The sequence below is a fragment of the Actinomadura sp. HBU206391 genome (assembly GCF_014323665.1).
Taxonomy (GTDB): domain Bacteria; phylum Actinomycetota; class Actinomycetes; order Streptosporangiales; family Streptosporangiaceae; genus Actinomadura_C.
Map to the genome: position 1 here is coordinate 1 of NZ_JABVEB010000255.1, position 7334 is coordinate 7334.

7 protein-coding genes are annotated in these 7334 nt (G+C 70.5%); 5 read left to right on the top strand and 2 right to left on the bottom strand.

Annotated elements, in window-relative coordinates; all coding sequences use genetic code 11:
- From HKK72_RS40260 to HKK72_RS33230, 5 genes are all read left to right on the top strand, one after another.
- The coding region (locus tag HKK72_RS40260; RefSeq protein ID WP_222721449.1) for a hypothetical protein at positions 1-263 on the top strand (263 nt) is incomplete at its 5' end.
- The gene (locus tag HKK72_RS40265) at positions 221-553 is read left to right on the top strand and encodes a hypothetical protein (protein ID WP_222721450.1); all 333 of its coding nucleotides are present in this window, start codon (positions 221-223) and stop codon (positions 551-553) included. The genes HKK72_RS40260 and HKK72_RS40265, both read left to right, overlap by 43 nt.
- A 64-nt stretch (positions 554-617) precedes the next feature.
- Entirely contained in the window at positions 618-1148 is a 531-nt protein-coding gene (locus HKK72_RS33220; RefSeq protein ID WP_222721451.1) for a hypothetical protein, read from the top strand.
- A 111-nt stretch (positions 1149-1259) separates the two neighbouring features.
- Positions 1260-1616 carry a DUF4265 domain-containing protein gene (locus HKK72_RS42975; protein WP_410050369.1) on the top strand — a complete coding sequence of 119 codons (357 nt, stop codon included), beginning with the start codon at positions 1260-1262 and terminating at the stop codon, positions 1614-1616.
- A gap of 74 nt (positions 1617-1690) precedes the next feature.
- Complete coding sequence (locus tag HKK72_RS33230) at positions 1691-2788, top strand: NAD(P)/FAD-dependent oxidoreductase (RefSeq protein ID WP_261987441.1); 1098 nt, start codon at positions 1691-1693, stop codon at positions 2786-2788.
- Between the two features lie 75 nt (positions 2789-2863).
- Here HKK72_RS33230 and HKK72_RS33235 read toward each other — a convergent pair whose 3' ends face one another.
- Together HKK72_RS33235 and HKK72_RS33240 are read right to left on the bottom strand one after the other, a co-directional pair.
- Positions 2864-6433 carry a S8 family serine peptidase gene (locus HKK72_RS33235; protein WP_315987575.1) on the bottom strand — a complete coding sequence of 1190 codons (3570 nt, stop codon included), beginning with the start codon at positions 6431-6433 and terminating at the stop codon, positions 2864-2866.
- Positions 6434-6795: 362 nt separating this feature from the next.
- On the bottom strand, positions 6796-7334 hold a 539-nt coding region (locus HKK72_RS33240), incomplete at its 5' end, for an ATP-binding protein (RefSeq protein ID WP_222721452.1).

Consider the following 7334-nt stretch of genomic DNA (forward strand, 5'->3'; position numbering starts at 1 on the left):
TGGGTGGCCGAAGCGTGTTCGGCGCTCTGGACCGGCATGCTCAGGTCGTGGAGACGGTCGTTCAGTGGGTCCGCACCTCCTGGGCCAAGCGGTCGCGTGGTGGCGCCGAGGCCGCGCGCCGAAACGCCGTCCCCGTCGCGTTCCTCCTGCCGGCCTTCGAACCGCCGTTCGTGCACGAGATCGCGATGGACGAGCCGACGGCTTCCGGGCCAGGTTCTCAGTGCGCGACGGACTGCCCGACCCACACTCCGACGTGCTGCTGAGCGAGGTCGACGGTCGGCTGCGGGTGCACGCCGTGCCGGCGCCGGGCGGCAATCCCAGCCGATGGCGACGTCCGCCCACGGTCCGGCTGGCCCATGGGGAATGGCTGCGATGGCGGATCAACTACCGGTTCTCCAACTCCTGCGACGGTGACTGGACCTACCGGCAGGACACGCTCAACATCGTGTACGGCCGGCCCCGGCCGACCTCTTCCTCGGCACCCCCGTACATCTCGTCGACGAACTCGCCCACCTGCGCTGAACGGCACGCGAGCACCGAGGGCCCGAGGTGACGCTGCGGGCTACCCTGCGGACATGTCGATGCGCCCCGGGCCAATAGTTCTATGCGCGGTGGGAATGACGTTCCTCCTCACGACCGCGACATATGTAGTCGTGACCGGTTTCCTTTATGGGTGCACGCGAGCGGATGAGAAGCTTGCCGACAACCTGGATCGGCTGGAGATACTGGACAGCCGCCCCAACGGAGCCATCCGCGCTGACGGCCATTACTCAGGATGCGATGACGATGACCGATTCGCTTATGCGGGCCAGGAGTATCGATGGACCGGCGCGCGCGATGACGTGGTGGCGTTCTATCGGCAAGCGGTCGAGCAGGACGGCTGGCGGCTTGAACAGGTCGATCCTCCGGTACTCTCACAGCGTGGGAGCGAAGGTCCTCCACCCCTCACGCAGGGTGAACATGCACATCGCCAGCCTCCCCCACCGGTCGGACCCGTCGCCGCGAGATCACCTCTCTGCGTCACCAAGTCAATTGCCGACACGACCGGATATCTCTCGCTGTCATTCCTGGGTGATCTCGCCAAAGGCGAAGGTAATCATTATTCGATCGAGATCACCGCGAGTCACGACGGCGAAGGCGGGTGCTAGCGGCCTGCACCTGGAAGGACGGTCGGCCCTGGCGTGGACAGCGTGGAGGACTCTGAGCTCTGGCCTCAGGTTCCGTCCGCTGTTCCGGAACGGCATGCTGTTCCAGTGACGATGCCCGAGAACCAGGAGAGAGCTCGAGTGGGGTTTCCGCTCGATCCGCCCGACGAGGACGGCTGGCCTCCGGCGTCGAGCGAGTGGCTTTGGGTGCTCCGCCTTATCGCCGACGTGGCAAAGATCGACAATATTCCCTTCTTCGTGCGGAATCTCGCACTCGGTGATCTCCTCCAGACCTCGGTCGACGGAGACGGCCGGTTGCGACCTGAGGAACGACTGAAGTGGTCAGGACACTGCACGATCCGGGTGACCCCCTTCGCGGAAGGCGCCCCTTGGAGGCGACTGTCAGGCGGTGCTGGAGGACGACCTGTACACGGGCCTCCTGATGCGTCAGCGCCCGATCGCGGACGGTGACGCAACTCTCATGGTGATCGTGTCACGGCGGGAAGCCGCGCACGGCGGGGACGGTTGCACGTGACATGGAGGGTATGGACGGCATGGACACCCGCCACGAGACCGAGGTCGTGGTGATCGGTGCCGGGCAGGCGGGGCTGTCCAGCGCTTACCATCTGCGCCGCAGCGGGTTCGCGTCGTGGTCCGGCTACGTGGTGCTGGACGCGGCCGACGCCCCCGGCGGAGCTTGGACTCACCGGCCGCCCACGCTGACCATGGACAAGGTGCACGGCATCTTCGATCTCCCCGGCGCCCGTTTCGGGCCCGACGGGATCGACGGGTCGCTTCCCGCCGCACAGGTCGTGCCCGAGTACTTCGCCGAGTACGAGCGGCGGCTCGAGTTGCCCGTGCACCGGCCGGTCAAGGTCCTGTCGGTACGCCCCGCGCCGAGCGACCGGCTGCTGGTCTCGACCACGGTCGGGCGGTGGGCGGCGCGGGCGGTCGTCAACGCCACCGGAACGTGGACCCGCCCGTACTGGCCCTACTACCCGGGCGCCGAGGCGTTTCGCGGCCGACAACTGCACTCGGCGGGGTACCGCGGGCCCGCAGAGTTCGTCGGCCGGCACGTGGTCGTGGTGGGCGGCGGCACCTCGGCGATCCAGGTGCTCTCGGAGGCCGCCGACGTGGCCGCCTCGACCCTGTGGGTCACCCGCCGGCCGCCGGAGTTCCACGACCACGAGTTCACCCCCGACGTGGGGCGCGCGGCGGTCGCCAGGGTCGAGGAGCGCGTACGCGCCGGGCTGCCTCCGCAGAGCGTCGTCGGCGCCACCGGCCTCGGCTACACCCCCGTCGTCCTCGACGCCCTGGCCAAGGGAGCGCTGCACCGGCTGCCGATGTTCGACCGGCTGACCGCGGACGGAGTGGTGTGGAACGACGGGCGCTCCGAGCGCGCCGACGTCATCGTGTGGGCCACGGGCTTTCGTGCCGCGCTGGAGCACCTCGCGCCGCTCGGCCTGCGCGAGCGCGGCGGTGGCATCCGGATGGACGGCACCCGCGTCGTCGCCGAGCCCCGGCTGCACCTCGTCGGCTACGGGCCGTCGGCGAGCACGGTCGGCGCCAACCGCGCCGGCCGATCGGCCGTACGGGAGATCCGGCGGCTGCTGGACGGCTCGCGGGCGTCCTCAGCGGCCTGACCGCGCGGCCGGAACGCGGCCGGCCCCGCCGGATGACGGGGCCGGTCCTCGCCGTCGCGGGATCGCGTCAGACGATCAGGTCGTCTTGTCGGGACGGTCGGTCACCCGGATCGCGTTGACCAGCGGCTTGCCGTACCCGCTGTGCGCCACGAACCGCACGTTGAGCTGGCCGTCGGCCACGGTGACCTGGTAGGTGCGCTTGAGGGCGGTGAAGTTGCCGGCCTCCAGTGCGATGTCCAGCGAGGGCAGCACCTCGGCGCCCTCGATGAGCACATCGAAGATCCGCTTGTTGGGCTTGGTGTTGCCGAGCTCGGCGAAGTTCAGCTCCACCGTGTAGACACCGTTCGGCACGTTGTCGTAGCGGTACTCGTACATGCCCTCCCGTGCGGTCTGGTACAGCGCGGGGTCGCTCGTGCCGGCGATCGCCCTGCTGGTCGACCTGGTGCTGGACGACCCCTGGTAGCCGGCGGATCCGGCCCGGTAGGCCTGGTCGGGCGACCAGGTGTCGCCCAGGGTGTCGACCCGGCCCTTGCCGGCCCCGTTGTCGAGTGCGGTCTGGTAGCGGGGCACGACCACCTTGACCGGCACGGTCAGCACCGCCGCCCGGCCGCTGGACGATCGCACCAGGAGGTTGGCGTCGAGCACGGTGCCCGGCGCGACGCCCGCAGTGTTCAGCGACACGTGCACAGTGGTCTTGGCCCCGGGCGCGAGCGTTCCGCTGGGCGGGGCGGCGGACAGCCACGTGACGTCCCCGGCGGTCGACCCGGTCGCCTCCTCGATGGTGAAGCCGGCGGCGAGCCCGCCGGTGTTGGACAGTTCGAAGGATCGGGAACGGGACTGGCCGGCCGGGATCACGACTTCGAGACCGGCGCCGGACGAGGTGATCCGGCCGGTGCGCAGGGCCGCCGTGGGCTCGGTGACGTCGCCGGCCGTGACCGTGACCGTGCGGGTGGCCGTCTCGTAGTTCGGCGCCGTGACCTCGAGGTCGTAGGCGCCGGTGGGAACCTGAACGACGTAGGCGCCGTCGGCGCCGGTCGTCGCGGTGGCGACGGGCTGCCCGGCCGAGCTCAGCTTCGCCGTCGCGCCTTCGACCGGCCTGCCGTCGTTGGCATCGGTGACCTTGCCGTGTACGACGCCGGACCTGGTGGTACGGAAGGCGATGCCGGTGCCGTCGGTCACCGCCGGGCTGTTGACGGAGTACTGGAAGGCGTCGGTGCCCGCGGCGTTCTCCAGCCCGATCGTCGCCTCGGCGCCCGCCTCCAGGCCGGTGCCCGCGACGTCCTTGTAGCGGTAGCCGACGCGGCCGTCCTCACTGATGAGCGCGGAGAACGACAGGCGCTGGGCGCGGTCGCTGTAGTGGGCCACGTTCCGCCACTCCACCACGAACGACCGGTGTGGCGCGGTGCCGGTGACACCGGTGTAGACACCCGAGGCGGAGTCGTGGAACAGGTCGTCCCAGAACGGATAGAGCGCCGCGTTCGGAGCCTCGGCGGCGGGGATCGGCCCGTTGGCCCGCGCCGTCGCCGGCCCGGTGAAGCTCACCAGGCCGTTGGTGCCCACGGTCGCCGTACGGTACGTCGCGCCGTAGAGCACGACGGGGAACGGCAGGGTGATCTGCTGTTCGTTGTCGTCCCCGGTGAGCGCCAGCTTGTCGGTGCCCTCGGCATAGGTCCCGGCGGCCGAGCACGCGTAGCCGTACTGGTCGAGCCGGTCCGGCAGCGTGATGTCGGCCGTCGCGTCTCCCGACACGGTGACGTGGGTGGTGACCGGATCGGCGCAGCGGGCCGGGGAGGTGACGCGCAGGTCGTACTCCCCGTGGGGCAGGGTCACCCGGTAGCGTCCGTCGGCGTCCGTCGTGGCGGTGACCGGTGTGCCCGGGAACTCGACGGTCGCGCCGGCCAGTGGCCCCGCCGACGTGCGCACCGTGCCCGAGATCGTGCCCGACGGCGCGACGTCGATGGCGAAGTCACGCGTCGCGGTCTGGTTCTCGGTGATGGTGACGGTCCCGGTGGCCTTGACGTAGCCGTACTTGCCGACGGTGATCGTGTAGTCGCCGACCATGAGCGTCGGCAGGGTGTAGGCGCCGTCCGCGCCGGTGTCGACCGTGCGGTCGAGCGGGCCGTCGACGCTCACCGTCGCGCCCTCGAGCGGCGCACCACCTGAGGTGACGTGACCGGTCAGCCCGCCGAGCGCTCCTCTCGGGGACGCGCTGACCGCGGCGAAGGCGTCCAGCCGGCCCTCGCCGAACACGTTGTTGTCTGCGGCGGTGCCGCCGCAGGTGGTGGCGTCGACGTCCACCGCGATGTGGTCAAGCAGCCGCCTGGTCTCGTCGATGTCGCCCTGGAGGGTGGGCGCGGCCGACCACATCAGGGCGACCGTGGCGGAGGTGTGCGGTGAGGCCATCGACGTACCGGAGAAGACGTCGTATCCGCCCGGGATGCTGGAACGGACGTCCTCGCCCGGCGCGGCGATGTTGGGCTTGAGCTCGCCCTCCTCGCCGGGGCCGCGGGAGGAGAAGTCGGAGATGACGTTGTCCACGTTGAAGGAGCCGGAGCTGTAGCCGGCCGTGTAGTTGCCCGGCGAGCCGCTCGTGTCGCAGTCCGGGCCTTCGTTGCCGCCCGCCAAGGCCGGGAAGATGCCCGCGGCGATCCAGGCGTCGACGGTCTCCTTGTACCAGGGATCGAACCCGGGGTCTCCGCCCCAGGAGTTGTTCACGATGTCCGGCGCGAGGTCGGCACGAGCGTTCTCGCCGTTGAGGTCGGTCGGCGCGATGATCCACTCACCGGAGCGCAGCAGCGACTCCTGGGAGCAGCGGTCGGTCTCGCAGCCCTTGGCGGCGATCCACTTGGCGCCCGGCGCCACCCCGATCTTGTTGGCGCCGCCGTCGTCGCCGACCATGGTGCCCATCGTGTGGGTGCCGTGGTCGTTGTTGTCGCAGGGAGCGGCCTCGTCGCAGATCCCGGCGGGGTCGAACCAGTTGTAGTCGTGGGAGTAGGTTCCGTCGGCGTTCCGGCCGCGGTACTGGTCCCTGACCGCGGGATGGTCGAACTGCACCCCGCTGTCGATGTTCGCGACGACGATCCCCTCGCCGCGGACGCCGAGCTCGTCCCACACCCGCGGGGCGTTGACCCGGTCGACGTTCCACTCGACCGCGTCGACCTTGGCCTCGGTGCGGCCGGCCACGGGCTCGGGCAGCGGGATCGCCTCGTCGGCGTCGATGCGGGCCACCTCGGGCCGGGCCGCGACCGTCTCCAGGAGCTTCTTGTCCCCGGTGACCTGGAGGGCGTTGACGATCCAGAAGGATTCGTAGTCGGCCTCCATACCGTCGAGCAGGCGCCGCAGACCGGCCTGCGTGGTGGTGGCGTGCCTGGTCTTGGCCTCGTACACCGCGCGGCCCTTCGCGGCCTTGGTCGTGGCCCGGGCGGCCGTGTCGAGCCCCGCCGCGCTCTTGAGATAGACCCAGAACGTGGTCTTGCCGTCGTCGGCCAGTTCGCCGAGGACCTTGGTGTCCGCCTTGGCCGCAACGGCCTGCCCGGACGGCTGCGGTGACGGATCTGCCTGCGCGGCGCCGGCGCCGAGGATCAGCGCCCCCGCCGTCATCAACGCGGCGAAGGGCATGCGCCATCGCCGTGGGTGTCCTGCCACAACAGCTCCCTCTCAGTGGTGGTGGGGGTCACCCACCCGCGGGTCGAGGACACGTGCGCACGCGTCGAGGCGGCCCCGGGTCCGCGCCGGCGGCGGGGTGAAGGAGGGACGGCGCGAGTTCCCAGGAACCTCGATCAGGATCGTGATCGAGGAACCGGGACAGGACAAGAGCCGAGGGGGTGCGATCTGCCCTGTGTGGGCGGGCCACAGGTGGCCAGTCAGGTTTCGTCAACTGTTCTGGTTATGTACGCCGGCCGAGCGGGCACCCCTGGCCAGCGCAATCCGCACATGTGCCATGACGGCGGCCTGATCGTTGTCAGTACTCGCCCATACGGGGTGACGCGGGTGAACGCGCGCCGGCCTCATGCCGGGCGGGAGGTGAACCGCCACTCCACCTCGAACCAGTAGGTGCCCTCGAGATCGTCGGACCGGTAACCGTGCCTGGCGGCGATCGCGGCGACGAGCCAGAGGCCCCGCCCGCCTTCGGCCCACAGATCCCCGTGCGGCCTGGGCGCCGGGGCCGCTCCGCCGCCGTCCACCACCTCGACCCGCACCCTCCGGCCGCCGGCGAACACCCGCACCGTCACCGTCCCTCCGTCGTCGCCCGAGGCGGTGTGCGCGATCGCGTTGGTGACCGCCTCACTGGTGAGGAGCTCGACATCCCGGACCGCGGGATGATCGTCACCGAGCAGCTCGCGTACGTCACCACGGATCCCGGCGACCTCCTCGGGGCGACCGGGAACGACCACCGAGCCGAGCAGGGTGAGGGCGAGCACGCTGCCGCGGCTTGGGTGGCGGCGCGGGCCGCACGCTCCGAACTCGGGGATCATCGCTTTCCTCTGGCCGGGCCAATGATGGATCGGGGTCCTGTCGTAGGGATCGGAGTGGATGGGAGGGGTCC